The 25,871-nt window shown below is 39.8% G+C and carries 32 protein-coding genes; 20 read left to right on the top strand and 12 right to left on the bottom strand.

Annotated features, from left to right (window positions below; all coding sequences use genetic code 11):
• Nucleotides 1-52 precede the first annotated feature (52 nt).
• The gene (locus tag G2999_RS12015; protein ID WP_010179827.1) at nt 53-1,219 is read left to right on the top strand and encodes a hypothetical protein; all 1,167 of its coding nucleotides are present in this window, start codon (nt 53-55) and stop codon (nt 1,217-1,219) included.
• Here the strand turns inward: G2999_RS12015 and murA are convergent.
• From murA to mlaF, 7 genes are read right to left on the bottom strand one after another with little or no spacing between them, the layout of a single operon-like run.
• Nucleotides 1,184-2,446 carry a UDP-N-acetylglucosamine 1-carboxyvinyltransferase gene (gene murA / locus G2999_RS06245; protein ID WP_010179829.1) on the bottom strand — a complete coding sequence of 421 codons (1,263 nt, stop codon included), beginning with the start codon at nt 2,444-2,446 and terminating at the stop codon, nt 1,184-1,186. The two genes, G2999_RS12015 and murA, sit on opposite strands and share 36 nt — an antisense overlap.
• Before the next feature lie 12 nt (nt 2,447-2,458).
• Complete coding sequence (locus G2999_RS06250; protein WP_010179831.1) at nt 2,459-2,716, bottom strand: BolA family protein; 258 nt, start codon at nt 2,714-2,716, stop codon at nt 2,459-2,461.
• 42 nt (nt 2,717-2,758) lie between these two features.
• The gene (locus G2999_RS06255; RefSeq protein WP_010179832.1) at nt 2,759-3,061 is read right to left on the bottom strand and encodes a lipid asymmetry maintenance protein MlaB; all 303 of its coding nucleotides are present in this window, start codon (nt 3,059-3,061) and stop codon (nt 2,759-2,761) included.
• A 3-nt stretch (nt 3,062-3,064) separates the two neighbouring features.
• The gene (locus G2999_RS06260) at nt 3,065-3,739 is read right to left on the bottom strand and encodes a phospholipid-binding protein MlaC (protein WP_010179834.1); all 675 of its coding nucleotides are present in this window, start codon (nt 3,737-3,739) and stop codon (nt 3,065-3,067) included.
• 18 nt (nt 3,740-3,757) lie between these two features.
• The gene (gene mlaD / locus G2999_RS06265) at nt 3,758-4,225 is read right to left on the bottom strand and encodes an outer membrane lipid asymmetry maintenance protein MlaD (protein WP_010179836.1); all 468 of its coding nucleotides are present in this window, start codon (nt 4,223-4,225) and stop codon (nt 3,758-3,760) included.
• Between the two features lie 8 nt (nt 4,226-4,233).
• Entirely contained in the window at nt 4,234-5,010 is a 777-nt protein-coding gene (gene mlaE, locus G2999_RS06270; protein WP_010179838.1) for a lipid asymmetry maintenance ABC transporter permease subunit MlaE, read from the bottom strand.
• The gene (mlaF, locus tag G2999_RS06275) at nt 5,007-5,810 is read right to left on the bottom strand and encodes a phospholipid ABC transporter ATP-binding protein MlaF (RefSeq protein WP_010179840.1); all 804 of its coding nucleotides are present in this window, start codon (nt 5,808-5,810) and stop codon (nt 5,007-5,009) included. Before mlaF ends, mlaE begins: the two co-directional genes overlap by 4 nt.
• A gap of 355 nt (nt 5,811-6,165) precedes the next feature.
• Here mlaF and G2999_RS06280 point away from each other — a divergent pair, with 355 nt between their 5' ends.
• From G2999_RS06280 to mgtE, 12 genes are all read left to right on the top strand, one after another.
• Nucleotides 6,166-7,122: a calcium/sodium antiporter gene (locus tag G2999_RS06280; protein WP_010179842.1), complete on the top strand. Its 957-nt coding sequence runs from the start codon at nt 6,166-6,168 to the stop codon at nt 7,120-7,122.
• A 30-nt stretch (nt 7,123-7,152) separates the two neighbouring features.
• Nucleotides 7,153-8,121 carry a KpsF/GutQ family sugar-phosphate isomerase gene (locus G2999_RS06285; RefSeq protein WP_010179844.1) on the top strand — a complete coding sequence of 323 codons (969 nt, stop codon included), beginning with the start codon at nt 7,153-7,155 and terminating at the stop codon, nt 8,119-8,121.
• Nucleotides 8,121-8,678, top strand: a complete 558-nt coding sequence (kdsC, locus tag G2999_RS06290; protein WP_010179846.1) for a 3-deoxy-manno-octulosonate-8-phosphatase KdsC — start codon at nt 8,121-8,123, stop codon at nt 8,676-8,678. The genes G2999_RS06285 and kdsC overlap by 1 nt, the downstream gene beginning before the upstream one ends.
• The gene (gene lptC / locus G2999_RS12020) at nt 8,678-9,280 is read left to right on the top strand and encodes an LPS export ABC transporter periplasmic protein LptC (protein WP_010179848.1); all 603 of its coding nucleotides are present in this window, start codon (nt 8,678-8,680) and stop codon (nt 9,278-9,280) included. The genes kdsC and lptC overlap by 1 nt, the downstream gene beginning before the upstream one ends.
• A gap of 13 nt (nt 9,281-9,293) precedes the next feature.
• Nucleotides 9,294-9,848 (top strand): lipopolysaccharide transport periplasmic protein LptA, encoded by a 555-nt coding sequence (lptA, locus tag G2999_RS06300; protein ID WP_010179850.1) that lies wholly within the window; start codon nt 9,294-9,296, stop codon nt 9,846-9,848.
• A complete protein-coding gene (lptB, locus tag G2999_RS06305; protein WP_010179852.1) occupies nt 9,848-10,573 on the top strand; it encodes an LPS export ABC transporter ATP-binding protein in 726 nt (241 codons plus the stop codon). The genes lptA and lptB overlap by 1 nt, the downstream gene beginning before the upstream one ends.
• 57 nt (nt 10,574-10,630) lie before the next feature.
• Nucleotides 10,631-12,094 carry an RNA polymerase factor sigma-54 gene (locus tag G2999_RS06310; RefSeq protein WP_010179854.1) on the top strand — a complete coding sequence of 488 codons (1,464 nt, stop codon included), beginning with the start codon at nt 10,631-10,633 and terminating at the stop codon, nt 12,092-12,094.
• A gap of 24 nt (nt 12,095-12,118) precedes the next feature.
• Nucleotides 12,119-12,406 carry a ribosome hibernation promoting factor gene (hpf, locus tag G2999_RS06315; RefSeq protein WP_010179856.1) on the top strand — a complete coding sequence of 96 codons (288 nt, stop codon included), beginning with the start codon at nt 12,119-12,121 and terminating at the stop codon, nt 12,404-12,406.
• Nucleotides 12,407-12,412: 6 nt separating this feature from the next.
• Entirely contained in the window at nt 12,413-12,868 is a 456-nt protein-coding gene (locus G2999_RS06320; RefSeq protein WP_010179859.1) for a PTS sugar transporter subunit IIA, read from the top strand.
• Nucleotides 12,865-13,731: an RNase adapter RapZ gene (gene rapZ, locus G2999_RS06325; RefSeq protein WP_010179860.1), complete on the top strand. Its 867-nt coding sequence runs from the start codon at nt 12,865-12,867 to the stop codon at nt 13,729-13,731. The genes G2999_RS06320 and rapZ overlap by 4 nt, the downstream gene beginning before the upstream one ends.
• Nucleotides 13,728-14,009 (top strand): HPr family phosphocarrier protein, encoded by a 282-nt coding sequence (locus G2999_RS06330; RefSeq protein ID WP_010179862.1) that lies wholly within the window; start codon nt 13,728-13,730, stop codon nt 14,007-14,009. The genes rapZ and G2999_RS06330 overlap by 4 nt, the downstream gene beginning before the upstream one ends.
• Before the next feature lie 81 nt (nt 14,010-14,090).
• Nucleotides 14,091-15,452, top strand: coding sequence for a magnesium transporter (gene mgtE / locus G2999_RS06335; RefSeq protein ID WP_010179864.1), 1,362 nt, complete (start codon nt 14,091-14,093; stop codon nt 15,450-15,452).
• A gap of 54 nt (nt 15,453-15,506) precedes the next feature.
• Here mgtE and msrA read toward each other — a convergent pair whose 3' ends face one another.
• Complete coding sequence (msrA, locus tag G2999_RS06340) at nt 15,507-16,097, bottom strand: peptide-methionine (S)-S-oxide reductase MsrA (protein ID WP_050751023.1); 591 nt, start codon at nt 16,095-16,097, stop codon at nt 15,507-15,509.
• An 83-nt stretch (nt 16,098-16,180) separates the two neighbouring features.
• On the opposite strand from msrA, the gene G2999_RS06345 reads away from it, so the two are divergent.
• Genes G2999_RS06345 through G2999_RS06355 form a run of 3 tightly spaced genes read left to right on the top strand, consistent with a single transcriptional unit; the run spans nt 16,181 to nt 18,841 of the window.
• The gene (locus G2999_RS06345; protein ID WP_010179867.1) at nt 16,181-16,567 is read left to right on the top strand and encodes a thiol-disulfide oxidoreductase DCC family protein; all 387 of its coding nucleotides are present in this window, start codon (nt 16,181-16,183) and stop codon (nt 16,565-16,567) included.
• Between the two features lie 46 nt (nt 16,568-16,613).
• Complete coding sequence (locus tag G2999_RS06350) at nt 16,614-17,360, top strand: SDR family NAD(P)-dependent oxidoreductase (protein WP_010179869.1); 747 nt, start codon at nt 16,614-16,616, stop codon at nt 17,358-17,360.
• Between the two features lie 59 nt (nt 17,361-17,419).
• On the top strand, nt 17,420-18,841 hold the full coding sequence (locus G2999_RS06355) for a sodium-dependent transporter (protein ID WP_010179871.1): 1,422 nt from the start codon (nt 17,420-17,422) through the stop codon (nt 18,839-18,841).
• Nucleotides 18,842-18,859: 18 nt separating this feature from the next.
• On the opposite strand, the gene G2999_RS12025 is transcribed toward G2999_RS06355, so the two are convergent.
• The gene (locus tag G2999_RS12025; RefSeq protein ID WP_010179873.1) at nt 18,860-19,744 is read right to left on the bottom strand and encodes an SDR family oxidoreductase; all 885 of its coding nucleotides are present in this window, start codon (nt 19,742-19,744) and stop codon (nt 18,860-18,862) included.
• A complete protein-coding gene (locus G2999_RS06365; RefSeq protein ID WP_083781678.1) occupies nt 19,741-20,574 on the bottom strand; it encodes a DUF2884 family protein in 834 nt (277 codons plus the stop codon). Before G2999_RS06365 ends, G2999_RS12025 begins: the two co-directional genes overlap by 4 nt.
• Before the next feature lie 295 nt (nt 20,575-20,869).
• On the opposite strand from G2999_RS06365, the gene G2999_RS06370 reads away from it, so the two are divergent.
• The gene (locus G2999_RS06370) at nt 20,870-21,061 is read left to right on the top strand and encodes a hypothetical protein (protein WP_010179877.1); all 192 of its coding nucleotides are present in this window, start codon (nt 20,870-20,872) and stop codon (nt 21,059-21,061) included.
• Here G2999_RS06370 and G2999_RS06375 read toward each other — a convergent pair.
• Nucleotides 21,058-22,320 (bottom strand): mechanosensitive ion channel family protein, encoded by a 1,263-nt coding sequence (locus tag G2999_RS06375; protein WP_010179879.1) that lies wholly within the window; start codon nt 22,318-22,320, stop codon nt 21,058-21,060. The genes G2999_RS06370 and G2999_RS06375 overlap by 4 nt on opposite strands.
• A 35-nt stretch (nt 22,321-22,355) precedes the next feature.
• The gene (locus G2999_RS06380) at nt 22,356-23,249 is read right to left on the bottom strand and encodes an acyltransferase (RefSeq protein WP_010179880.1); all 894 of its coding nucleotides are present in this window, start codon (nt 23,247-23,249) and stop codon (nt 22,356-22,358) included.
• 204 nt (nt 23,250-23,453) lie between these two features.
• On the opposite strand from G2999_RS06380, the gene dusA reads away from it, so the two are divergent.
• From dusA to G2999_RS12030, 3 genes are all read left to right on the top strand, one after another.
• The gene (dusA, locus tag G2999_RS06385) at nt 23,454-24,488 is read left to right on the top strand and encodes a tRNA dihydrouridine(20/20a) synthase DusA (protein ID WP_029257426.1); all 1,035 of its coding nucleotides are present in this window, start codon (nt 23,454-23,456) and stop codon (nt 24,486-24,488) included.
• A gap of 194 nt (nt 24,489-24,682) precedes the next feature.
• A complete protein-coding gene (locus G2999_RS06390) occupies nt 24,683-25,009 on the top strand; it encodes a hypothetical protein (RefSeq protein WP_010179885.1) in 327 nt (108 codons plus the stop codon).
• 420 nt (nt 25,010-25,429) lie between these two features.
• The gene (locus tag G2999_RS12030) at nt 25,430-25,777 is read left to right on the top strand and encodes a PspA/IM30 family protein (RefSeq protein ID WP_010179889.1); all 348 of its coding nucleotides are present in this window, start codon (nt 25,430-25,432) and stop codon (nt 25,775-25,777) included.
• Nucleotides 25,778-25,871 lie beyond the last annotated feature (94 nt).

Raw genomic sequence — 25,871 nt, forward strand, 5'->3', positions numbered from 1 at the left:
TATAATAATGAGTACATGTTTTACTATAACTAAAATCTAAAGAGCACAGAACATGAAAATACTTAAAACGCCGTTAATTTTGTTGCTAATTGTGTCCGTTATGTTTCTTTCTAGCTGTGTCAGCGTATCTCAACAAAAATCAGCACTGGAATTAACCGGCCAATGGCTAGTTGATGAACACAACCAATTACTGCTTGATCCTCAACCATCTGGGTTAACATTCTGGCAAAATCGTTTAATTATGATTTCAGATGCAAGTGCGGCTGATGAACAAGTGAAGCAATTGCATTTTTTTGACCCCGCTACAGGCAAACGAGAATTTGCTACACCTCAATATACAATTGCAAACGAACAAGCGACTCACTGTTTTACTCAGTATTTACATACAAAACCTGATCTCGAAGCATTAGTCAAAGATCCTTATAACCCTAATGGGTTTATTACAGTGACTGAAGATGCTTCGGTATTGGGCGAATTAACCACAGAGTGTCAAAGACAATTTAACGAGACGCATTCCACAACCTATCCCACAGTGCTTGTTCGTTTAAATTGGGATGGTAAAAATCTCAAGGTAACGGGTACGCGCGCTGTCCAATTTCCAAAATTAGCCGACGTTGGTAATTTCCCAAATGATGGGATCGAGGGGCTTGCTATCTCAAACAATACGTTATATTTATCATTGGAAAAAAATAGCCAGTTTAGAGCCCAAATTTTTACCACCGAGTTAGATAATAACTTTTGGGAGCAACCCGGTTTTGTATCAGTAAATCTTTGGGATGCGTCGTTACCAAACTTACACCAATTTGATCGTAAGCCACGCCCACATCCGATAAATGGCTCTGATATTGTCACGTATAATGGTGTTAATTGGTTAATCGCAGCTGCTCGCAATGATAATCAACTATGGCTTATAGATATTGATAATAAGTTGCCAACTAAGATAGTTAAGTTGCGTTATTTAGCACCTAATCGATTACCCAATATGCCTTTTGACCCAGATTGCAGTGAATATGCATTTATGGATAATGCATCGCTAGAAGGTGTTGCTGTTAACGGCGAAGATGTTTATTTAGTCAATGATCCATGGAAGAAAAATTATTGGAAAAATACGCAATGCAGCACCACTCAGCCAGCTTATGATAAGCTGATGAGTGGACTTTTATTCAAAACCGACATGAAGAGCTTATTCAGGCATGCGCTTGATATTGGCACCCAGTAAGTTTAATTTGGTTTCAATCGATTCATAACCCCGGTCAAGGTGATAAATGCGATTAACATGGGTTTCACCTTCGGCCAGCAGTCCAGCAATCACTAATGATGCTGATGCTCTCAAGTCTGTCGCCATAACCGGCGCTCCCTTAAGCGCAGCGCTTCCCTGACACATAGCACTGTTACCTTGCAGCGTTATTTTAGCACCCATGCGCTGCAATTCAGGTACGTGCATAAAACGATTTTCAAAAATGGTTTCAGTAACAACTCCGCTTCCCTGGGCTAAACAATTCATTGCTACGAATTGAGCTTGCATATCAGTAGGAAAACCTGGGTGTGGAGCCGTTTTAAGATCGACAGCGGTTGGTTGCTTACCATGCATATTCAGTTCAATGGTATCCGCTGTTGTAGTGATTTCTGCGCCCGCTTGGCGAAGTTTACTTAACACAGCATCCAACGTCTCAGGGGCTGCATTGAGACAACGAACATGACCTCGTGTTGCGGCGGCTGCGACTAGAAATGTACCTGTTTCAATACGATCAGGTAAGACTGAATAGGTACATCCGTGCAAGGATTCTACCCCTTCAATGATGATTTGATCGGTACCTGCACCTGTGACATTACCACCCATGGCGTTAATGCAATTGGCTAAATCAACAATTTCAGGCTCACGAGCTGCATTTTCAAGCACTGTAGTGCCTTCTGCTAATGCTGCAGCCATCATTAAGTTCTCTGTGGCGCCGACACTGACAATATCCATAAAAATGTTTGCGCCTTGAAGCTTGCCTTGAACGCTCGCTTTAATGTAACCATCTTCAACATCAATTTTAGCTCCCATCGCCTCTAAACCCGTTAAATGAAGGTTTACTGGCCGGGCGCCAATAGCACATCCACCTGGCAAAGAGACATCTGCATGACCATGACGAGCGAGCAATGGACCTAACACTAAGATTGATGCACGCATGGTTCTTACTAATTCATACGATGCAATAGTACTTGATAGTTTACTGGCATCTAAGGTCAGAGAGTTCTTGTTGTTATAGGTGATGTGTGTACCCATTCCCTCAAGTAGCTTCACACTGGTTGTGATATCACGCAGTGCCGGCACATTATTAAAAGTGATGGGGGAATCACATAGCAAAGAAGCCATTAGCAAAGGAAGGGCAGCGTTTTTTGCCCCTGAAATAACAACATCCCCACGTAATGCTGAGGACTGGGTAATTACAAGTTTATCCACGATAATGCGACCTTATTGAGGAATGTTAAAGAGTTTCTCTTTAGACCATTGCGCTTCGGTAAACGTTTTAATCGAAATAGCGTGCATAGAGCCATCGGCAATTTTATCAGTTAAAGGTGCATAGACAAACTGTTGTCGTTTTACTCGAGACATATCGCCAAATGCATCACTCACAGCAATGATATTAAAGTGAGAACCATCGCTTTTCACGTGAACTTCAGTGAGGGAAAGCTGTTCTTTTAGAAATGTTTCTATTTCTTCAGTCGTCATAGCGTATAAACCGTTGGTTATGCTTCACTTAAGTATCAGATGTTAAGCAGAAGGCGTTGTGAAAAAAGATTCAGCGCTACTAAGGCGCGCGAGTTGTAGTAATTTATCAGGAATATGTTGCCATGCAAGTGAGATATTTGCGGCTTTAGCATCCCTAATGGCATTAAGTAACCATGCCAAGCCTGCACTATCAAGATGAGTAATGGCTTCTAAATTAATTGTTAATGTTTGTATTGATGCTATTTTTTTACGCTGCGACACAAACAAATCTTGTTGAATCGTTTGATTATTCAACACTCCCTTAAGGATTAACGTATTGTCTTGGAATATTAAGTCCAGTGTCATAAGTTATCCTTCACCATCTGCATTCGAGGTTGGAGTCGGTGTATTCTGTAAAACAATAGGGTTATCGATTTTTTTCTGCATCAACGCAATGACTGTTTCAATGCCTTCTTGACGCAAGATTGATTCAAACTCACTGCGCTTACTCGATAACAAACTAATTCCCTCTGCAACCATATCATAGGCACCCCATTGATTAGTTTTGCGATCTTTACGCACTTTAAAGGCGACTTTAATATCGGGCTTACCTTCGTCTTGGATTAACGCTCTAACGGTGACAATTTTTTTATCTGAATAATCGCCAGCAGGCTCAAAAGACACTGTTTGGTCGTCATAGTAACCCATAGCATTTGCATAGGTCGTGACTAAGTATTCACGGAACACATTGACAAATTCACCGAGCTTTTGTTTTGGTACTTTTCGAGCTTGATTACCAAGCACCATAAATGCGGAGTATTTATAATCGACATGCGGTAATAAATTTTCACGCATAATGGTACGCAAATGTTCAGGGTTTTGTGCAATTAAACTCTTTTCATTTTTCATGCGATTAAATGTTGTCGTGGCCGCCTCTTGAATCATTAAGTGAGGATTATTTTCTTCCTGCTGTAATTGGGCTATGGCCGAGTTAGCTAATATTAAACTACAAATAGCAAAAAAAGTGCTAATAAATTTTTTCACAATGTTTCCTTAAATAAATTATTCACTATCTCGGCTAAACAAAAATTGACCGATTAAATCTTCAAGAACGAGGGCTGATTTAGTATCCTGAATATAATCACCATCAGCGAGAGTGACAAAATCATCAAATGCAAAACCAGGCTGAAATCCGATATATTGCTCACCAAGTAATCCTGAAGTCAATATCGCGACAGAGCTAGTGTCCGGGAAATTATTATACTGCTGAGATAGGCTTAGCACGACCACAGGATTAAAATCTTCAGGATCTAGATAAATCGACTCAACTCTACCGACAGTGACACCACCAACTTTTACTGCAGAACGAGCTTTTAATCCGCCAATGTTGTCAAACTTTGCATATAAAGTATAGCTTGACTCATTGTCAGAAAAGCCCTGATTAACAACTTTCATCGCTAATAATAAGGTTGCTGATATAGTTAAAATGACAAAGAAACCTACCATAAGTTCAGTTTTACGCGTGGTCATATTGACTCCTAATTAATGCCAAACATGAGTGCGGTGAGCACAAAATCTAATCCTAAGACTGCCAGTGAAGAATACACTACAGTCTGTGTCGTGGCTTGTGATATACCTTCGGATGTTGGTACCGCATCATAGCCTTTAAATATCGCAATCCATGTCACCACAATCGCAAATACAATACTTTTTATAATGCCGTTGACGACATCTTTATTCCAATCCACGGTCGCTTGCATGATGGACCAATATGAACCTGAATCAACGCCAAGCCAGTCGACTCCTACCAAATGACCGCCTAATATACCGATTGCAGAAAAGATGATCGCCAACATCGGCATCGAAATGATACCAGCCCATACACGCGGGGCCACAACACGGCGTAGCGGGTCAACCGCCATCATTTCCAAGGAACTTAACTGCTCAGTTGCTTTCATTAAACCTATCTCTGCAGTGAGGGCAGAGCCCGCTCGACCAGCAAATAATAACGCAGTGACCACCGGACCTAATTCTCGCAATAACGACAACGCGACCATTGGGCCTAACGAACCTTCCGCGCCGTAACCAACTAAAATAGTGTAGCCTTGTAATGCCATGACCATACCGATGAAAAGACCGGAGACCAGAATGATGAGTAATGACTGAACGCCAACAACATATATTTGTTGGAGTGTTAAACGGATATTTTTTAGTTGTGGGACAGCGATTAACGCACCTGTTAGCATTAAGAATGCTCGACCAAAAGAACGAATAGTATCCAAAGTATTCGCACCAACTTGAACTACCCAGTTCATAACGAATCTCCCAAGAGCTGTGTAGATAAATCAGTTGCAGGATAATGAAAAGGAACTGGCCCATCGGCTTGTCCTTGAAGAAATTGCTGCACTAGTTTTGAATCTGATGCTTTTATTTGTTCAGCAGTGCCATGTCCGATCACTTTTTTATTCGCTAATATGTAGACATAATCAGCGATATCTAGCACTTCAGAAACATCGTGTGTCACGACAATACTTGTTACGGATAACGCTTCACTTAATGCTTTGATTAATTTCACTAATACGCCCATAGAAATGGGATCTTGTCCGGCAAAGGGTTCATCGTACATAATTAATTCAGGATCTAATGCAATCGCTCGGGCTAAAGCTGCGCGTCGAGCCATTCCTCCAGAAAGTTCGCTGGGCATGAGGTTTGCCGCGCCGCGAAGACCGACAGCTTCTAATTTTAACAACACTAATGTTTTGATAACGGATTCAGATAGGGGTGTATGCTCGCGCAGGGCAAAGGCAACGTTATCAAATACACTCATATCGGTAAACAAAGCGCCTGACTGGAATAACATACTCATGGCTTTTCGTGTCTGATAGAGGTGTTTTCGACTCATCTTCGGTATTGATTCACCAGCAAATTTAATGTCGCCTTGATCGGGGATAAGTTGACCACCAATCAAGCGTAACATGGTGGTTTTACCGATACCACTAGGACCCATAATCGCCGTGATTTTGCCTTTGGGAATTTGGATGCTGATATCATCATAAATGATTCGATTAGCACGCGAGAAGGTGATATTTTGAATGTCTACCAAATTTTCAGTCATAAATAGTGTTGTTGCCTGTCCTGTGCCTAAGATGAATCTTTGATGTTAAGGTGTGTATATTGGTATTAATTATGAGGTTTCAAGATGGATAATGCAAAAGTAAAACCTTCATATATACAATAAAACAATTATTCTGAATCAAATCTGAATAGCTTATTTATGTATCTGAAGTAAACAACATATAAAATGATAGTAAAAACAAATACAAAAAACTGATTTTTTTTGCAATAATTGCGACATTATAATGCATTTTAGTCAATATACTCACTATACTTTTCTATATGCTAACTATTAACCATAATAATAGATGTCATACTTCTTATAAAAGTTATAACCCCATAGGGATCACGCTACAGTGCTAATACAAATAGTTATATTTTTAGTTGGACTCGCTATTTTGAGTTGGAGTGCTGACCGCTTTGTTTACGGCGCTTCTGCGTTAGCTAAAAACATTGGTGTATCTCCGATGATGATAGGTTTGACGATTGTTGCGATGGGTTCATCTGCACCGGAAATCGTGGTGTCAGCTACAGCATCATTATCAGGTTCACCAGATACGGCGGTGGGTAATGCGATCGGCTCAAATATTACCAATATTGCGTTAGTACTAGGGATTACAGCACTAGTGAAACCGCTATTAGTTTCTTCAGGGACCCTAAAACGTGAATTTCCATTACTATTCGCTATGTGTTTAGTCGCTGTTTATTTTTTGCATGATCAAATTTTAAGCTTTAATGAAGGTGTTATTCTCATTAGTTTATTTGTCATAGTGCTTGGAGGAATGGCTTGGCTGTCTTTTAATGTTGAAAAAGGCGACCCACTAGTCGATGAAAATGAGCTTGAAATTCCTAACGGTGTATCCACTTCAGTGGCAATATTATGGGTCATTCTCGGATTAGTGATGTTACCACTCTCAGCTCATTTTTTAGTCGAGTCAGCGGTATTTATTGCTAAATACTTTGGTATTAGTGATTTGGTGATTGGCTTAACAATTATTGCCTTAGGGACGAGCTTACCTGAACTGGCAGCATGCATTGCCGGAGTGTTGAAGGGTGAAGATGATCTGGCAATGGGAAATATCATTGGTTCTAATATTTTTAACATACTGGCGGTATTAGGTATGCCTGGATTAATTGCGCCTGGATTAATTGATGCTGATGCTGCTACCCGAGATATGTATGTCATGTTAGGCTTAACCATATTATTACTCATCTTTAGCTTTAACTTTAAGGGCACTCGACGCATTAATCGATTAGAAGGTGCAGTATTAGTTGCTGCGTTTTTAGGTTATCAATTTATATTGTTTGCTTAATATTTGATTAATTGAACACTAGGAACAATTATGTCTACATCATTTATATCTTCTGCTAAACGGGTAATTGATACCGAGATGGCAGGTATTGCGACGTTACATGATTGTTTAAATGATAATTTTGTCGAAGCATGTGAAAGGTTGCTCAACTGTAAAGGCAAAGTCGTTGTCTCAGGGATGGGTAAGTCAGGGCATATTGGCAATAAAATAGCGGCTACGTTAGCATCCACAGGTACCCCAGCATTTTTTATGCACCCTGGAGAAGCTAATCACGGTGACTTAGGTATGTTGAGCCCTGATGATGTAGTGATCGGTATCTCCAATTCTGGCGAAACCGACGAATTGTTAGGTTTATTACCGGTTTTAAAACGCCTTGGCATTACTCTTATTGCAATCACTCAAAACATGCAGTCAACGTTGGCTAAGCACGCTGATATTGTCGTCACCATCAAAGTGCCTGCAGAGGCCTGTTCACTGGGACTCGCGCCAACAACATCCACCACTGTGACGTTGGTATTAGGCGACGCTTTAGCGGTTGCGCTATTGGATGCGAAAGGGTTTACGTCCGAAGATTTTGCATTATCACATCCTGGTGGCTCATTGGGTCGTAAGTTACTATTAACATGTGCTGATATTATGCGTACAGGTAACGACATACCCAGTGTGCCTGCTAATACTCAAGTACCTGTAGCGCTGTATGAAATTACCAGTAAAGGGCTTGGCATGACCGGAGTGATACATGAAGATGGAACCTTAATCGGCATTTTCACTGATGGTGATCTACGCCGAGTACTTGATCATAAGCTCGATATCCATGCGTTAACGGCTGAAGATGTGATGACCCCGAACTGCTTAACGGTATCTGCCGACATGCTTGCGGTGGATGCGTTAAACCTTATGCAAGAACAACACATTAACGCATTATTAGTGGTTAATAATACACATCAGATAATAGGTGCATTTAATATGCATATGTTATTGCAAGCTGGAGTAGTGTAGTGAGTTCAGTTAAAACGTTATACACCGAATACTTTTCAAGTGAATTGTTTGCAAAGCTTGCCCCCATCAAACTGCTTGTTTGTGATGTTGATGGTGTGTTTAGTGATGGACGCATATACCTAGGTAATCATGGTGAGGAACTGAAAGCTTTTCATACCCGAGATGGTTATGGCATTAAATCATTAGCTCGTTGTGGTATTGAAGTTGCGATTATTACAGGTCGTCGCTCTGAATTAGTCCAGCAACGTATGAGTGCACTCAATGTGGCTTACATTATTCAAGGTGAAGAGAATAAACAGGACGCACTCGCGCAATTAATGAAAACACTTTCTCTGCAGCCTCATCAAATCGCTAGTATGGGAGATGATATGCCAGATATAGGCATGTATAAGCACAGTGCAGTGAAAATCGCAGTGCGTGACGCCCATCCTTATGTCTCACAACAAGCTAATTGGGTTACCCAGCTCGACGGGGGCTTTGGGGCAGTTAGGGAAGTCACAGATACGTTTTTACAAGTACATAATTTACTTGATAACATTCATGGCGCTAGTGTCTGATGGGACGTGTCGGTTATAGTATTATCTTTTTATTTGCTTGTATTTTAGGTGTGTACTTTTACCCCACAGAGCAACACAATCAGAACAATGAAAATGTTGATCCGAGCCAAATTTTTGAAATACCGACATACCGTGCTGAAAACTTAACCTCTCAACGCTATGCTGATGATGGGACGTTAAGCCACAAAGTGTTTGCAAAAGTGATGGAGCAATACGATTCACTGGGATTTATGGTGTTTGAATATCCACAATATACGATTTATCTAAATGCAGACTCCCCTTACAAGGTGACTGCTGATGTGGGCACCTTATTTACCAATAATATCATTCGCTTGGAACGCAATATTCAAATTAATAGCTTAAACGCCACAGATTTTATTCAACAGATTACATCTGAATTTATTGAAATTGATCTCAATACAAATACTATGTATTCAGATCGTGAGGTATTAATGACAGGTATGGAATTTTCGATGCTTAGTGAAGGATTTCATGCCAATATGCAGACTAAGAAGTTTAACTTAACCGGTCATGTAAAGACTATTTTTGGTGCTGTAATAGTCGATGATAAACCGACGATTAAGTCATCGTCGTTGAATTAATTGAGAGAAACAAATGAAATATAATTGGATGTGTTACTTAATTATTTTAAGTGCATTAATGCTATCTTCGGGGCTTCAAGCCAAATCCGATAAGCCGTCACTTAACCAAGATATTAATGCGCCAATTGCGATCAGCGCAAAATCTACTTTTGTAGATGGTGTATCGAAAATGTCGGTTTATAAAGATGACGTGGTTGTGGTTCAAGCGGGTCTTACCATTAATGCTGCGCGTTTGAGTATTGATGCCAGCGCCGGTGAAGGCCAAGAAGTATTTATTGCTACCGGTGAGCCAGCTCAGTTCACTCAGTCATTAGAAGATGGCTCGCGCGTGACAGCGTTGGCTAACGAAATCCGCTACAGCGTAGTAACTCGCACGGTAAGTTTTATCGGTGATGCCCAGCTAGCCCAAGACACCTCGGTGGTTAAAAGTGAATCTATCGAGTTTGATTTAATCAATAAACAGTTGGTTGCCAAAGCGAATAATGCAGAAGGTGGAAGGGTAACCACTGTATTTCAGCCTGAAGTCCTTAAACAACAAATCCAAGAACAACAGGATGATAATAATTAATGGCTACATTAAAAGCCACACATCTGGCTAAATCTTACAAATCTCGAAAAGTGGTAAGAGATGTGAGTATCGAAGTCGAATCGGGTCAAATAGTTGGATTACTCGGGCCAAATGGGGCGGGTAAAACGACAACCTTTTATATGATTGTTGGATTAGTGCCATTAGATCATGGTGAAATCTTATTAGACCAAACCGAACTTACTTTACAGCCGATGCATGAGCGTGCTCGACAAGGGATTGGCTATTTGCCCCAAGAAGCGTCGATATTTAGAAAACTCACCGTCTATGAAAATATCATGGCGATTTTACAAACACGTAAAGAATTATCTAATCAACAACGTGAAAGTCATGCCGATGCATTATTAGATGAATTTAATATTAATCATATTCGTAATAGTGCTGGTATGGCATTATCAGGAGGTGAGCGTCGACGAGTAGAAATTGCCCGTGCGCTTGCTGCCGATCCCAAGTTTATATTGTTAGATGAGCCCTTTGCGGGTGTAGATCCTATCTCGGTAGGTGATATAAAACAAATCATTCAACAGTTAAAGCAACGTGGAATTGGCGTATTAATAACCGACCATAACGTTAGAGAAACTTTAGATGTGTGTGAAAAAGCATATATTGTGAGTCATGGTGAATTAATTGCTGCTGGAACTGCCTCACAAGTGCTTCAAAATAAAAAGGTAAAGGAAGTGTACCTAGGCGAAGAATTTAGACTATAATCAAAATGAAGTAAGTATTTTGGATGATGCTTACTTGTCAGTAATAAAAGGAATTCGATGAAACACTCGTTACAGCTTAAATTTAGTCAACAACTTACGATGACGCCTCAATTACAGCAGGCAATTAAGTTGTTACAACTCTCCACATTGGATTTACAACAAGAAATCCAAGAAGCTGTAGAATCTAATCCACTGCTAGAAATAGAAGAATTATATTCTGAACACGATGATAAAGAGCGTTCTTCTGATACAAATGAATCTGTCGATTCTGATAAAGTCACTTCCCATGACGCCCTAGAGGGTAATGCTGTACCAGAGGAGTTACCTTTGGATAGTACGTGGGACGATTACTACAGTGCATCATCTGCACCCGTTGCCTCTTTGACCGGTTCAGGTGGTGTAATTGATGATGACAATATATTTCAAGGTGAAACTGTCGATGACATTCAAGCCTATTTACTATGGCAAATGGGCTTAACCCCATTTAGTGATACGGATCGTGCAATTGCAGTGGCAATCATCGATTCGATTGACGAGTCAGGCTATTTGCTCGCATCAAGTGAAGATATTCTTCAATCAATGCAGGATGAAACAATCGAGTTGGATGAAGTTGAATGTGTACTAAAACGTATTCAAATGTTTGACCCCATTGGTTCCGGTTCACGTACCCCCCAAGAATGTCTTTTAGTCCAACTTCGTCAATTCGATGATGACACGCCGTTTTTAAATGAAGCGCGTGCCATAATAACGGAACACACCGACTTATTATTGAGTAAAGACTATCGTACATTAATGCGCAAAACACGGCTTAAGGAGGAGCAGTTACGTGAAGTGATGCTGTTACTTCAATCTTTAAATCCGCGTCCTGGTAGTGCGTTAATTACTAAAGAACCAGAATACGTGATCCCTGATGTGTCGGTAGCAAAGAAAAATGGTCGTTGGACAGTTGAACTCAATCCCGATTGTTTACCCAAATTAAGTATTAATCAACAATATGCTGCTTTAAGTAAAGATTCACGGAACTCTTCGGATAGTGCGTTTGTCAAATCTCATATACAAGAAGCAAAATGGTTTATAAAAAGCTTAGAATCACGCAACGACACATTAATGAAAGTGGCTAATTGCATTGTGCAGCAGCAAATGGGTTTTTTTGAGCATGGCCCAGAAATGATGAAGCCTATGGTGTTAAATGATGTGGCTGAAATGGTTGATATGCATGAATCAACCATTTCACGTGTCACTACACAAAAGTATATGCATACACCACGTGGGATTTATGAATTGAAGTATTTTTTCTCGAGTCATGTGGCAACAGAATCTGGCGGTGAGTGCTCTTCTACCGCAATTCGAGCATTAATTAAAAAGCTCGTGGCAGCTGAAAACAGTGCAAAGCCTTTGAGTGATAGTAAAATTGCAGATGTATTGGCGGACCAAGGTATAAAAGTGGCACGTCGGACAATTGCGAAATATCGGGAGTCATTATCGATCCCATCATCCAGCCAGCGTAAAAGCTTGGTTTAGTTACAAACAAAGAAGGAAGTCATTATGCAGATAAACCTAACAGGTCATCATGTCGAAATCACTGATTCACTCCGTAATTATGTGGATACCAAATTTGAGAAACTCGAACGACACTTCGATCATATTAACAATGTTCATGTCATTCTAAATGTTGAAAAAATTCACCAAAAAGCAGAAGCTAAATTGAATTTAAATGGAGGGGAAGTTTTTGCTACCTCTGAACATTCAGATATGTATGCTGCGATTGATAGTTTAATTGACAAACTTGACCGTCAAGTAATTAAACATAAAGAAAAACTTCAACGACACTAATTATTAATGCAACTTTCCTCAATATTATCAGTGGACCGTATAAAATGTGCGGTCCCCTGTCAAAGTAAAAAGAAAATATTTGAGACGATTAGCCGTTTGGCTGAAGACGTTGATAATGAAATCTTTCAAGCAAGCATTTTAGAGAGTTTAGTGCATCGTGAAAAAATGGGCTCAACTGGTATTGGAGGTGGTATAGCCATTCCTCATGGTCGTATCGTAGGTTTAACGAAAGTCACAGCGGTAGTGTTGATTACCGATTGCGCGATTGATTTTGATGCGATTGACCAACAACCCGTCGATATATTTTTTGCCTTGCTAGTACCTCATGAGGAAATAGAAGGCCACCTACAAACACTATCAAGTGTAGCTACAAAGTTAAATAATATTGACGTTGTTCAGCAAATTAGAGCGGCACAAACCCCTGAAGAAGTCATTTTTGCATTAACTTTGGATAGCAAATGAAACTGATTATAATTTCCGGCCGTTCAGGTTCTGGTAAGTCAATTGCTTTACGAGCGCTTGAGGATTTAGGGTATTACTGTGTGGATAATATACCGGTCAATTTATTACCGGCATTGACGCATACGATAATCGGTGAATATGAGGAGGTCGCCGTTAGTGTCGATGTACGTAATCTTCCGAAAGAATCTAACGAATTATCTGAAATTCTCAATTACTTGCCGAAAGATTGGAACCTATCTATAGTTTACCTGGATTCCAGTACTAGCATTTTATTGAAACGTTACAGTGAAACTCGTCGCTTACACCCGTTGAGTAAGGGTAACCAATCTCTCGAGGCTGCTATTCGCCTAGAAAAAGAGTTATTGGAACCGATGAAAGAGCGTGCAGACTTATATATTGATACGGATCAGCTTACTGTCCATGAGTTAGCCGAACTCATTAGAGAGCGGATTTTAGGTAAAAAAAGCTCACGTTTAGTCTTAGTTTTTGAATCATTTGGCTTTAAATACGGGATCCCGAAAGATGCTGATTATGTATTTGATGCCCGCTTTTTACCCAACCCTCATTGGGAGCCTGAGTTAAAACAGTTCACTGGTATCGATTCACCTATACAAGTGTTTTTGGGTAGTCAGCCGGTGGTTACTAAGTTTGTATGGCAAATTCAAAACCTGATTACTACATGGTTACCTCATTTAGAACGTAATAACCGTAGTTACGTGACAGTCGCAATCGGTTGTACTGGTGGAAAACATCGCTCGGTATATGTGGCAGAGCAATTACTTATGAATATGCAAGAATCGCATCCTGATGTTCAGATACGACATCGTGAGTTGAGTCGTTACAAAGATGAAATGGCATCATGAGTGAGCATACGGTCGAAGCAACAGTCATGATTTTAAATAAAATGGGACTCCATGCGCGTCCGGCGAGTCAGCTTGCCAGACTAGCGACCCAATTTGAAGCGACTATCACGGTTCACCAAGCGGATAAAAGTGCAGATGCTGGCAGTGTATTAGGCTTGATGATGTTAGAGTCACAACAGGGTAAATCGGTGCGCATAGAAGTGTCTGGTCCAGATGCCTCAGAAGCTTTAGACGCCGTTGTTAAATTAATCAGTCAAAAATTTAATGAAGAAGGGTAAAGTTCTTTAATCAATTCATGACATTATCTTAGTTTCAGGCTATTCTAATAGGCAATTATACACGCCTCGCAGGTATGGATTATGGCTGATACCATTGCTGCAAAATTCGCTGAAAGTCAAATGACAGAAATTACTGACGCTTTGTCGTCGGGTAAATATGTTTCTGTGCGCAAAATCCTGCATGAAGCACCCGCATGTGATGTAGCTTTAATCCTAGAATCGACAACGACTAAAACTCGTGATGAGCTATGGCAGCTCCTTGATGCCGATTATCATGGCGATGTGCTAGAAGAGCTTTCCGAGGAAGTCCGCAACGGGATAATCACTAAGATGATGCCCGATAATGTGGTCGATGCACTTGAGGACATGGATACGGATGATTTAGCTGAAACTCTTAGCAGTCTTCCTGATCAAGTATTACAAGATATTTTAACGTCAATGGATGACCAAGACCGAGTCCGAGCTGAAAAGGCGTTAGCGTATGGTGAAGAAACCGCCGGTTTCATCATGAATACGGACACTATCACTTTGCGACCTGATGTCGCAGTGGATGTGATTTTGCGTTATCTTCGTTTAAAAGGTGATTTGCCTCAAAATACTGATACATTTTATGTCGTTAACCGCAGTGACTATTTAATTGGTTCAGTACCCGTAACTCGATTACTAACATCGAGTCCTGATGTGACCGTCGCAGAGGTGATGGATGAAGAACCTGATGCCATTACTGTTGATATGCCTGATGACCAAGTGGCTAGTTTATTTGAACGTTATAATTGGTTATCTGCCCCTGTAGTTGATGAAGATTATCATCTAGTAGGTCGGATTACGATTGATGACGTGGTAGATATTATTCGAGAAGATGCTGAACATTCTATGATGAGTATGGCGGGTCTTGATGATGAAGAAGATACGTTTGCCCCTGTATTACAGTCCACCCAACGGCGGTCGATTTGGTTAGGGGTAAATTTGGTAACAGCATTGTTAGCTGCGATGGTGTCAGATTTATTCGAGCAAACCCTGTCACAACTTGCAGTCTTAGCTATACTCAACACTATCGTTCCGAGTATGGGGGGAGTAGCTGGTAATCAAACGCTTACATTAGTTATCCGAGGTATGGCACTTGGTCATGTTAATGATGCTAACTCGCGGATTTTAATTAATAAAGAGTTGGCTATCGGTTTTTTAAATGGCGTGATTTGGGCAGTGCTTATTGCGACTGTCGTTGCCTTATGGAAGCAAGACTTTGATTTAGGCGTCATTATTGCCTTTGCCATGATGATGAATATGATTGCTGCGGGATTTGCTGGTGCGACCTTACCTCTGATCATGAAGAAATTAAAAATTGATCCCGCACTTGCTGGAAGCGTCATTTTAACGACGATAACGGATGTCGTTGGGATTTTTGCATTTTTAGGCACCGCGACATTATTTTTAGTATATTGATCGCGGTGACAAACAGGTGCATCTATTTGCTATAGCCCAACGCTAAAAGATTGGCTAATCTTCTTTTAGGTACTGAGCAAACGTCTTTTTAAACTTCACCAGTTTTGGCCCTACCACCAGATTACAGTATGTATTGCTAGGGTTATTAGCAAAGTAATCTTGGTGATAATCTTCAGCTTGAGAGTAGTTATCCAGTGCTTCAATTTCAGTCACTACTGGCGCGTCATAAATGTTGTCGGCTTTGAGTTGAGCGACAAAAGCTTCAGCTGCTATTTTTTGTTTATCATTATGGTAATAAATTCCACCGCGATATTGAGTGCCGATGTCATTACCTTGTCGATTAAGTTGAGTTGGGTCATGTAATGCGAAAAATATCTCAAATATTTGCTTTAGATTAATCACCTCGCTATCAAAGGTGACTTGCACGACTTCATTATGTCCTGTGTCACCAGTACAAACATCTTGGTAACTAGGCTGGAAAGTGTGTCCATTACTGTACCCAGAGTAAGCACTTAATACACCTTTGACCTTGTTAAATGCTGACTCAATGCACCAAAAGCATCCGCCACCTAATGTAATTTGTTCAGTCACTATATAATTCTCCTTTATTTCATGAAGTTGATATGGGGATATTTTGATAAACATCAACAATCAACCTAAACCAACAGTCATCCAAAACACGATATCATCCGTAGTTATATACTCTTTAAATATCAAAGTAGCGCAGTATGAAACTCACTTTATTTTATGACGGGATGTGTCCTTTGTGCCAAAAAGAGATGAAACATCTCGTCAAATATAACACTCAGGGCAATCTTTCATTTGTCGATATCATGGAGCCAGGCTTTAGTGAGCAATATCCCGAACTTGATTGGGATGCATTAAACAACCGCATTCATGGTCAAACCGACCAAGGCGATATTATCACTGGTTTAGATGTGACTTATTTAGCTTGGAAATTAGTGGGCAAGGGATGGGTATATGCTCCCACACGCTGGCCTGTCATCCGTTGGTTTGCTGATAAGTTCTATAATATTTTTGCCAAAAATCGCTATACCATTTCTTATTATTTAACAGGACAACGTCGCTGTGAACGCTGTGTATTAAAGCACTGAATATCTGTTTAAATGACTTTTTTGTAAAATTGACCAAGGACATATAATGTCGACACCTAATACAGCCTTAGTGATTGGTGCAAGTGGGGGTATTGCCCGAGCATTGATTGACGAATTATTAACGCACCCTGAGATTGAGTATGTACATGCGATCTCTCGCTCGGATTTGGTTAATACTCATCCTAACATTACCGCTTACACGCTAAACTCTCTAGATGAACATGCCGTTGCTGAGTTTGTAGAACAACAAAAATCTGATGCCACACAGTATCGTTTTGTAATATCCACAGTCGGTATTTTACATCGAGAGCCGTCTGATTCTCTATGCGGTCTAAAACCAGAAAAGCGCTTGGAGGATATCGATCCTCTGCAGTTACAAGCCTATTTTGAAGTTAACACAATATTACCAGCGATATGGTTGAAGCATTTAGTCAAAATCATGCCAAAGCGCTTACCCAGTACGATTGCTTTTTTAAGTGCCCGGGTGGGCAGTATCACCGATAATAAGTTAGGGGGGTGGTATGGATATCGAGCGTCTAAATCGGCACTGAATATGTTGATTAAAAACGCTGCAATTGAATATAGCCGTCGAAATAAAAACGTCGCGTTATTGTCTTATCACCCAGGAACAGTGGATACTGGACTATCGAAGCCGTTCCAGGCAAATGTAAAGTCCGATAAGCTATTTACCCCTGAATTTACCGCACAATGTTTAGTCAGCTTATTAACCCAAGCCACTGCTGAAGAAAGTCCGTATTATCTTGATTGGGCCGGTAAAACTATCCCATGGTAAATGACATTTATAGATAAGCTTGTTAGTATTCACCGCATAAAAATAATGAAGGAATACTTATGGGTGCATCTCGCGAGCAATTCGGTTCTCGTCTTGGTTTTATTTTAGCTGCTGCAGGCTCCGCTGTAGGGATTGGTAATCTCGTTGGCTTCCCTGTGGGAGCCGCAAAAAATGGTGGTGGTGCATTTTTATTTATGTACGCTATTTTTGTTTTCTTTATCTGCTTACCTGTCATGCTGGCGGAGATGTCAGTTGGACGTAATACTCAAAAAGACCCACTCGGTGCATATTCTATGCTTTCGCAGCGTTCTTCAAAATGGAGTATCGCAGGTTGGTTGTCTATTATCACCCCATTTATGATTGCAGTGTTCTACTCAGTCATCACCGTATGGATCTTAGGGTATCTTGTTGGCGCAGCGACGGGGGATCTTGAAGCCTTGGCTAATCCTGATTACTTTGGCGAATTTATTAACTCCTCTCAAATCTTCGTTTACATGATCGTGGTACTAGCTATTATGTATTTGATTCTTCAAGGTGGAGTTAAACAAGGGATTGAGAAAGCGGCAAAACTGATGATGCCTGCGCTTTTTTTTATGCTCATTGGTATGGTGATATTCGTTTTAATGCAAGATAACGCGATGGCGGGGGTCAAATTCTATCTTATCCCTGACTTTAGTAAAATCGACTCTGGTGTGGTCAATGGCGCATTATCTCAAGCCTTTTTCTCTTTATCCCTCGGTATGGGGATCATGATCACTTATGGTAGCTATATTAATAAAAAAGCGGATATCCCCGGCTCAGCAAAGCTTGTTGCATTAACCGATACTGCCGTTGCGTTTACTGCGGGCTTAATGATTTTACCAGCGATATATTCGTTTAATCCTAATATTCAGCCTGATGAATTAAGTGAATCTTCAGTTGGGTTAATTTTTACATTTTTGCCGAAAATATTTTTAGCATTACAAACTAGTGTGGGTTTTGTTGGAGCAAGCATCGCTGCAAGTGTCTTTTTCTTATTGGTTTTCTTTGCCGCAATTACGTCTTTAGTTTCTATCTTTGAAGTCCCTGTAGCCGCATTGATGAGCGAAAAACGCATGTCTCGTCAACGTGCGTTGTTGCTATGTGGATTATTACTGATTATCTTGTCTTTAATGTGCGCAGTTTCCTTTGGCATGATTGATTTTCTAACCGGTTTTATGAGTTATGCCGGCGCAGAAAAATCCTTTTTCGATGTCGTCATTGATGTGTTTTATGAAACGATATTGCCATTGAATGGGTTATTGATTTGTTTATTTGTGAGTTACCGTTGGAAAAAACATAATCTAAGCCAAGAGCTAGCTGCTGGCTCTGAAGGCTACAGCGCCAGTTTATTTGAAAAATACGTGAATGTATCGGTAGGTACGTTTATTCCAATTATATTATTAGTAATTTTTATTAATACTGTTACGACTAAGTATTTTGGTGTTGCATTAATTGGTTAAATAAATACCCACCTGGCTTTACAGCATATCGTATGGGCTAGGGAAATCATATTCAAAACCCAGCATTTGCTGGGTTTTTTGTGATATCACTATTTTTCCTGAAGGTTCATTCGTAGATACATCAGTATGAATACTCTCGCTATCATTCGAAATAAATTTGAGTTTTGGAAGCTGTTTACTTTGCGCTGCAGCTTGATAATAATCCTCACGTGTCGGATGCTCAGGAGCACACAAATGTAATATGTGCCCAACGACTTCATTCCATTTTAAAACCACTTGCAACAGTCCATTGACCGCGTCTATTTGATGTACTAAGTTCACCACTTGATGACCTTGCTCAATAACACTCCTTTTAACTAGAGAGGTGACGGGGTGTCGTGTCTGGTTAATTAAACCAGCCAATCGCACTATCGTACTTTGCTTAGATGCATGCTTTAGCAACCAATGTTCTAATGTCTGATGAGCAATACCGGATGCAGTCACTGGCGCTGTGGGTGTATCTTCGTCAACCTGACCGGTGACATCGCCAAACACCGAAGTTGTCGAGACAAAGATAATGCGAACATCAGGTTGCTGAGTCATTGCAGTCTTAAATAATCTAAGCATGTTCTGGGTAAACGAATTGGCATCTAAATCTCTGCGGCCTGGAGGGATGTTGATTACCAGAACATCACACTTGGCTAAATCGGCTAATAAAGATGGATTAAACTCAGGGCTATCTTCAGAATTTTTACTGATGGAAAATAGATGTGGAGTAATACCTAACTCGTTTAGGAAAGAAAGCTGGCAAGTGCGTGTTGTTGTGCCATATACTTTTATACCTTGAGATATTAACCGAGATGCTAATGGTTGACCGAGCCAACCACAGCCACATAGCATGACGCGAGCGACATGGTTAATCATAGTTGCTGGCCCGTGTTGTCGATGATAGTCACCATATTTAAATTAGCTAAGCTCGGAATACGTGTTGCAAGTTGTAGTTCAGCTGTTTCTGCGCTGTGTAATACTTCACATAACAGTTCCGCAGATTCACCTAATGCTTTGGCATGCATCATCATTTTTTGCTCCATGCGAACTCCAAATGCATCTGGGTTAAACAAATCGCCTATACCTTCGCCATCTCCGAATAACATCTCTTTGCCGATGGCCATAAATAGACGTCCCATAGACTCGTTAATGGCATGTTGAATGGCTTCTGCAAATTCGGCTTCCCACTCTGGGCTAGTCCAGTGTTCGCTAGTATTGCTTTTGGGATCAATAAATATACTGCCATCAGGCGCATAGATATTATGTTTGAGATTGACTTCAATCGTATTCATTAACTCATTCATTTTAGTAATGAGTTCATCATCAGAGCCTAATAGCTCAGCAAATACTTCGTTAACTGCTAGATTCGCCACTTCTAAACTTTGAGCAGCAAACTCAACGCCAATCGGGATGGCTGCTTTTAAGTTATAATAATAAGATTCTACAGCGGCTCGCTGTTGTTTATTAAGGGGGACCGACTGTTCATTAACGCTGAGATTTTGTTTTTCGTCAATGACCACGGTCAGCTCTGGTGTGGTAAGTGTGAGTACTTCGTTTTGGAAACCTAGGGTCCCATTGAGATCCATCGAACAACTGTCAACCTGAACATTGATACCATTATTGTTAGCATGAGCAGAGAAGATGCAACTCAGACTAAAAATTATCCACAATAGACTAGTCGCGCTTAATGATTTCAAATTTGTCATGTATATCCCTTTATATTGATTTATCGAGGTCTTGTTAAGCCTCAATATATTGATTATGGCTTATTGTCTTTCAAATAACATGCCAAGTTAAAATAAGACTGAATGGTTATTAAATAAAACATCTCAGATGCGATATAATCATTGTGTTTGTAATTCTGACCAATTTAATGCAGAAATCATTAAAATTATTGGCATTTGACTAATATCAATGTTTCTTCATAAATGTGCAGCTACGCATATCGTTTTATTATCTATCTAGGTATAATAATACCATTAATTTTTATTGGAGAAAGTCATGAGTGAATGGATCAATTCGATCGTATTTGGTGTAGGTATGTTAGCGTTTGTATTGGGTGTTTCCAGTATCATAATGGCATTTATTGCGACTCGATCTACTCCTTCTGGTATGCAAGAGAAAATAGAATATGGATTTTTTGGCGTGTCAGGTCTTATTTTTTGTGCCTTAATAGGCTACGCACTTGCTTAAGACAAGTGCGATTTGTCGGTAATACTTTGATATGGGCGGAGTTTGAATAATGGCATACTGGCTAGTATGTGATCAAAAATGTCCGCCTGAATTCCTTCATATTCCACCCAGTTTTTATTACTACTAAAACAGTAAATCTCTAATGCTAACCCATGTTCTGTGGGTTTTAATTGGCGCACCATTAACGTTAATGATTGATTAATTTGTGGATGTTTTCGGATATAAGCTTCGATATAGGCTCGAAATGTCCCTATATTGGTAAGACGTCTAGCATTGAGTAAGTCACTTTGATCTATCTGTTCGTTTTGGTGATAGTCTTGTAATTCGTTTAATTTACTCTCAAGATAGTGTGTTATGAATCGAACATTATGTAAGTCATTAATCATGGCTTGGTCTAAAAATGTGATACTCTGCATGTCAATTTGGATACTTCGTTTGATTCGACGACCACCTGATTGCAACATACCACGCCAATTTTTTACTACCTCATTAGTCAATGTATAAGTAGGTAATGTTGCGATAGTTTTATCCCAATTCTGAACTTTTACTACATTTAAGCCAATTTCTCGGATCTCACCATCAACACCATAGGCTTGCATCTCAATCCAGTCACCGGTATTGAACATTCTATTTGCAGCTATCTGGATACCTGCAACAAAGCCAAGAATGGTATCTTTAAATATTAATAATAATATCGCAGCAATTGCAGTTAGACCTGATAATAATATTAACGGGCTTTTATCTAGGATAAGAGAAATAGTGAGCAAAATTGCAATGATAGCAAGGATCAGTTTACTGACTTGAATAAATCCGGTAATGGGGGCTTTTTTCGCTAAATTTGAACGCTGATACAATACTTCAATAGTATTGAGCAGTGAAAACACAGCGATAATTGTTGATATCACTAAGTAGATTTGGGCGCACTTTAGGACAAAACTTAAAAGTAAGGTGTTAAACTCTAATAGTACAGGTGCACTTGCGAAGACAAAAAGTGCGGGCGTAATATGTGCTATGCGGTTAAAAAAACCTTGTTCATGTAATACATCATCCCAAACCTGATTATTACGTAATAATAATGTGAGTAATTTTGACCTAACAATGAATTTAACTGCCCAAAGTACAAACATTGCGGTCACTGCAATAATAAAAATAGCAGCTAATTTATAGCTTATATCTTGCATGGTAATAGCAGGATCGGGATGACGAAACAACGCATTGATAATATCTAAGATAATAAATTGAATGGTGGATGCTTGCATATTGATCCTAACCGTAGTGGTATAAAGTGATAATACTAATTATCTTTTAAAAATGTCTGAATGCGAAGATCTTTTTCTTCCCATAATGTATTTAATTGGCATCGAAAATCATCTCGAAAAATATTATCTTCTTGGTAATTGCCACGCATCTGTGCTGTAACAGGGATCTCTTTAACATCAATGATAATGCTTTTCATGTTGCCACACAGCATATCCATCATCGGCCATTGGGAGTTTTTAGGATAAATGATACTGATATCCAGCATACTATTAAATAAATCTCCCATGGTAGCCAACGTAAATGCAATACCAGCAGCTTTCGGTGGGAGTAGGTGTTGGTAAGGGCTGTTTTTTTGAATATGCTTGGAGGTAGTGAAACGAGTGCCTTCCACAAAATTGATAATGGTTGTAGGGGTATTTCTATATTTTTTACACGCAGATTGTGTCGTGGCGATGTCTTTCCCTTTTAACGCTGGATTTTTAGCTATATCGGCTTTTGAGTAACGGCGCATAAATGGCATATCAAGTGCCCATGCTCCTAATCCCACAAAGGGTAACCAAATCAGTTCTTGTTTGAGAAAAAATTTAGGGGCAGGATAATGATTTTTTGCACAGCCTATTAGCAAAATGATATCTAAATAACTACGATGGTTTGCTGTGATCAAATACCAGCCTTCTGGCGATATAGAGCCAGGTATGTGGGTATCGATATCAATACGATTAAAAAAGGTGATGAACCAGATGCTAATCACACCAAAAGCCACTTCAAATTTTGCATTAAGCGCATTTAAATATCGTGTGAGAGTTGGAAAAGGGAGGACGAGTTTGATTAAACCCACTATCACAATCAATATTGCCCAGAAAGCGAGGTTACTCATTTGTAGAGTAAAATGGATAGGAAATATAAATAGCGCTTTAATCCAACTCATATTTGCCGTACTTAGCCTTAATGATAGGTAAATCCATAGATTCATTAATGCTAGTAAAATGGCGACACAGCGTCAACTATTTTAATTTATCAAATCGTATCGAATATTGATAATCATAAATGGTATCGATTCAACAACTCGCACCCTATTATATCGTATGATATTATTGAATATTAATTTATGCTTTCTTGAGACTACTCAACTGTGTCAACACCTTCTATCGACCGCCGTATTTCTGTCGCGCCTATGCTTGACTGGACCGATAAACATTGCCGTTACTTCCACCGTCTCATCTCTCAGCACACCGTATTGTATACTGAGATGGTGACAACGGGTGCAATCATATTTGGTAAAGGGGATTATTTGGGCTTTAATGCCGCAGAGCAGCCGGTGGCGTTACAACTAGGCGGGAGTGTTCCGGAAGATATGACTCATTGCGCAATCAAAGCCCAAGAATACGGCTATGATGAAGTGAATATTAACGTTGGCTGTCCCTCAGATCGTGTTCAAAATGGTCGTTTTGGTGCTTGCTTAATGGCTGAGCCACAGACGGTGGCCGATTGTGTGAGCGCAATGCAAGCCCAGGTCGACATTCCTGTTACTGTGAAATCACGTATTGGGATTGATGATATGGATGAGTATGAGGATTTATCTGCATTCATTGAACAGGTGGCTGAAGCGGGATGTGACACGTTTATTGTCCATGCGCGTAAAGCTTGGCTGCAAGGACTTAGCCCGAAGCAGAACAGAGAAGTACCACCGTTAATGTATGAGCGTGTATATCAGTTAAAAGAGGAATTTCCACATTTACATGTCAGTATTAATGGTGGCGTGAAGACCTTAGCTGAAGCTCAACATCATTTATCCTATGTTGATGGAGTGATGATAGGTCGAGAAGCTTACTCTAATCCATATATTCTAAGTGAAGTAGATCATCTTATTTATGGAGATAATCAAGCGGTCTTATCACGAATTGAAATTGTTAAACGCATGCATAGTTATATTGTTGAGCAACTGGCTGCACCTAACCAATTCGGACAAGGGACTAAAGTCTGGCATATTGTGCGGCACATGCTCGGTTTATTTCAGGGACAACCCGGTGGAAGGGTCTGGCGTCGTTACCTAAGTGAAAATGCAGTTGGGCGTAACACGTCTCCAGATGTCCTATTTGCAGCACTCGATGCCTTGCTTGAGACTCAAGCGGCCTCCCAAGCTTACCTTGATAGTAAAGTTGACTAATTGATAGGTTAAATTGACCATTTTAAGTGGTCAATTTTTTATACAGTCATTATTTACTCTATGTTAAAACCACAAAAATATAACAAAATCAATAATTTATAATTTATTCAAAATTGGCACAAACTAAGCATCTGTTATTGCGACTTACACAATTACGGTTAAGCACTTAATTTAAGCTAATAGGAAATAAAATTATGTTAACTTCTACCCTTATCGCCGCCACTTTTGTTAATACCCTGTCTAATCCTGTGCATGTTGCTCCGACATCACAATTAGTCCCTTTATCTCAGTATGTTGATTACATGGTGCAACAAACGGTGGTCCAAACCAACTACGATATTCATATTGATGTGCAGACCATGGTGTTATCTGCGACACATAACTTTTCTCTGGATGATACCGGACCTGCGATTAAAACGAATATCGAAATGCAAGATATAGTTAAAGCGAGTGCTAAGCAAACGCTCGAAGCTATGCTCAGTACGGATCTAAAGATCAACGATAAAGCAACGGCTGAGTAGTTTTGATGTTATATGCTTTTGATGTGTTGATACTTTTAATCGCTCCTATTGTCGCGTTTGTTATCGGTATAGTGGTGGTTTTTAGTTGGCAATATATGTCTCGAAATGCTTTGTATATCCCACAGCATTACTTAATTAAAATAAGTAATTTTTTTTAGACGGACTTCGTATAGATAGTCCGTTTTTTTATCTCTTGTTCTGTCAAATAGGGCCTTAAATACTTAGCGATTTTGACCAAATGGTGGCGGAATAAACTAATCCCTTCAATGTTAAATTTTAAACTTAATGAATAAATTTATATAAAACACAACAATTTCAATAACTTGTGTATTTGGCATGCGAATTGAAACAGTTATTGTGAACCTATCGCTCACATCACAATGTAGTGATGTAGCAATCCAACCGCTAAAGGAGTTGATTATGGGTATGTTTTCTAGAATGAACGATATAGTACAGTCTAATATTAATGCGATGTTAGACAAAGCTGAAGACCCACAAAAAGTAATATGTTTGATTATCCAAGAGATGGAAGAAACATTAGTAGAGTTACGCACAATTTCAGCGCGTAATATAGCTGAACAAAAACAATTCACTCGTAAAGTGGCACGTTTACAAGAAGATACTAAAAATTGGGCTCACAAAGCACAATTAGCGATTGAACATGAGAAAGAGTCATTAGCTCGTGCCGCGTTAGTAGAGAAACAGCAATGCCTTGAAGAAATCGATGTACTTAAACAGCAATTAGTTATATCGATGAAAATTTATTAGCGTTAGAAGGTGATGCACAGCGCTTAAACGCTAAATTAGCAGAGCCCGAGCTAAGCAAAAGCACTGAATACTCGAGAGGTCAGTTCAGTGATTC

Source organism: Glaciecola sp. HTCC2999, from assembly GCF_000155775.1.
GTDB lineage: Bacteria > Pseudomonadota > Gammaproteobacteria > Enterobacterales > Alteromonadaceae > Opacimonas.

Excerpts from the sequence above, each read along its gene's own strand:
- G2999_RS12015 (WP_010179827.1), top strand. The coding sequence starts at position 53 with ATGAAAATACTTAAAACGCCGTTAATTTTGTTGCTAATTGTGTCCGTT.
- G2999_RS06250 (WP_010179831.1), bottom strand. The coding sequence starts at position 2,716 with ATGACGACTGAAGAAATAGAAACATTTCTAAAAGAACAGCTTTCCCTC.
- G2999_RS06255 (WP_010179832.1), bottom strand. The coding sequence starts at position 3,061 with ATGACACTGGACTTAATATTCCAAGACAATACGTTAATCCTTAAGGGA.
- mlaD (WP_010179836.1), bottom strand. The coding sequence starts at position 4,225 with ATGACCACGCGTAAAACTGAACTTATGGTAGGTTTCTTTGTCATTTTA.
- mlaE (WP_010179838.1), bottom strand. The coding sequence starts at position 5,010 with ATGAACTGGGTAGTTCAAGTTGGTGCGAATACTTTGGATACTATTCGT.
- mlaF (WP_010179840.1), bottom strand. The coding sequence starts at position 5,810 with ATGACTGAAAATTTGGTAGACATTCAAAATATCACCTTCTCGCGTGCT.
- G2999_RS06285 (WP_010179844.1), top strand. The coding sequence starts at position 7,153 with ATGTCTACATCATTTATATCTTCTGCTAAACGGGTAATTGATACCGAG.
- lptC (WP_010179848.1), top strand. The coding sequence starts at position 8,678 with ATGGGACGTGTCGGTTATAGTATTATCTTTTTATTTGCTTGTATTTTA.
- lptA (WP_010179850.1), top strand. The coding sequence starts at position 9,294 with ATGAAATATAATTGGATGTGTTACTTAATTATTTTAAGTGCATTAATG.
- lptB (WP_010179852.1), top strand. The coding sequence starts at position 9,848 with ATGGCTACATTAAAAGCCACACATCTGGCTAAATCTTACAAATCTCGA.
- G2999_RS06310 (WP_010179854.1), top strand. The coding sequence starts at position 10,631 with ATGAAACACTCGTTACAGCTTAAATTTAGTCAACAACTTACGATGACG.
- hpf (WP_010179856.1), top strand. The coding sequence starts at position 12,119 with ATGCAGATAAACCTAACAGGTCATCATGTCGAAATCACTGATTCACTC.
- G2999_RS06320 (WP_010179859.1), top strand. The coding sequence starts at position 12,413 with ATGCAACTTTCCTCAATATTATCAGTGGACCGTATAAAATGTGCGGTC.
- rapZ (WP_010179860.1), top strand. The coding sequence starts at position 12,865 with ATGAAACTGATTATAATTTCCGGCCGTTCAGGTTCTGGTAAGTCAATT.
- G2999_RS06330 (WP_010179862.1), top strand. The coding sequence starts at position 13,728 with ATGAGTGAGCATACGGTCGAAGCAACAGTCATGATTTTAAATAAAATG.
- mgtE (WP_010179864.1), top strand. The coding sequence starts at position 14,091 with ATGGCTGATACCATTGCTGCAAAATTCGCTGAAAGTCAAATGACAGAA.
- msrA (WP_050751023.1), bottom strand. The coding sequence starts at position 16,097 with ATGTTTATCAAAATATCCCCATATCAACTTCATGAAATAAAGGAGAAT.
- G2999_RS06345 (WP_010179867.1), top strand. The coding sequence starts at position 16,181 with ATGAAACTCACTTTATTTTATGACGGGATGTGTCCTTTGTGCCAAAAA.
- G2999_RS06350 (WP_010179869.1), top strand. The coding sequence starts at position 16,614 with ATGTCGACACCTAATACAGCCTTAGTGATTGGTGCAAGTGGGGGTATT.
- G2999_RS06355 (WP_010179871.1), top strand. The coding sequence starts at position 17,420 with ATGGGTGCATCTCGCGAGCAATTCGGTTCTCGTCTTGGTTTTATTTTA.
- G2999_RS12025 (WP_010179873.1), bottom strand. The coding sequence starts at position 19,744 with ATGATTAACCATGTCGCTCGCGTCATGCTATGTGGCTGTGGTTGGCTC.
- G2999_RS06365 (WP_083781678.1), bottom strand. The coding sequence starts at position 20,574 with ATGACAAATTTGAAATCATTAAGCGCGACTAGTCTATTGTGGATAATT.
- G2999_RS06370 (WP_010179877.1), top strand. The coding sequence starts at position 20,870 with ATGAGTGAATGGATCAATTCGATCGTATTTGGTGTAGGTATGTTAGCG.
- G2999_RS06375 (WP_010179879.1), bottom strand. The coding sequence starts at position 22,320 with ATGCAAGCATCCACCATTCAATTTATTATCTTAGATATTATCAATGCG.
- G2999_RS06380 (WP_010179880.1), bottom strand. The coding sequence starts at position 23,249 with ATGAGTTGGATTAAAGCGCTATTTATATTTCCTATCCATTTTACTCTA.
- G2999_RS06390 (WP_010179885.1), top strand. The coding sequence starts at position 24,683 with ATGTTAACTTCTACCCTTATCGCCGCCACTTTTGTTAATACCCTGTCT.
- G2999_RS12030 (WP_010179889.1), top strand. The coding sequence starts at position 25,430 with ATGGGTATGTTTTCTAGAATGAACGATATAGTACAGTCTAATATTAAT.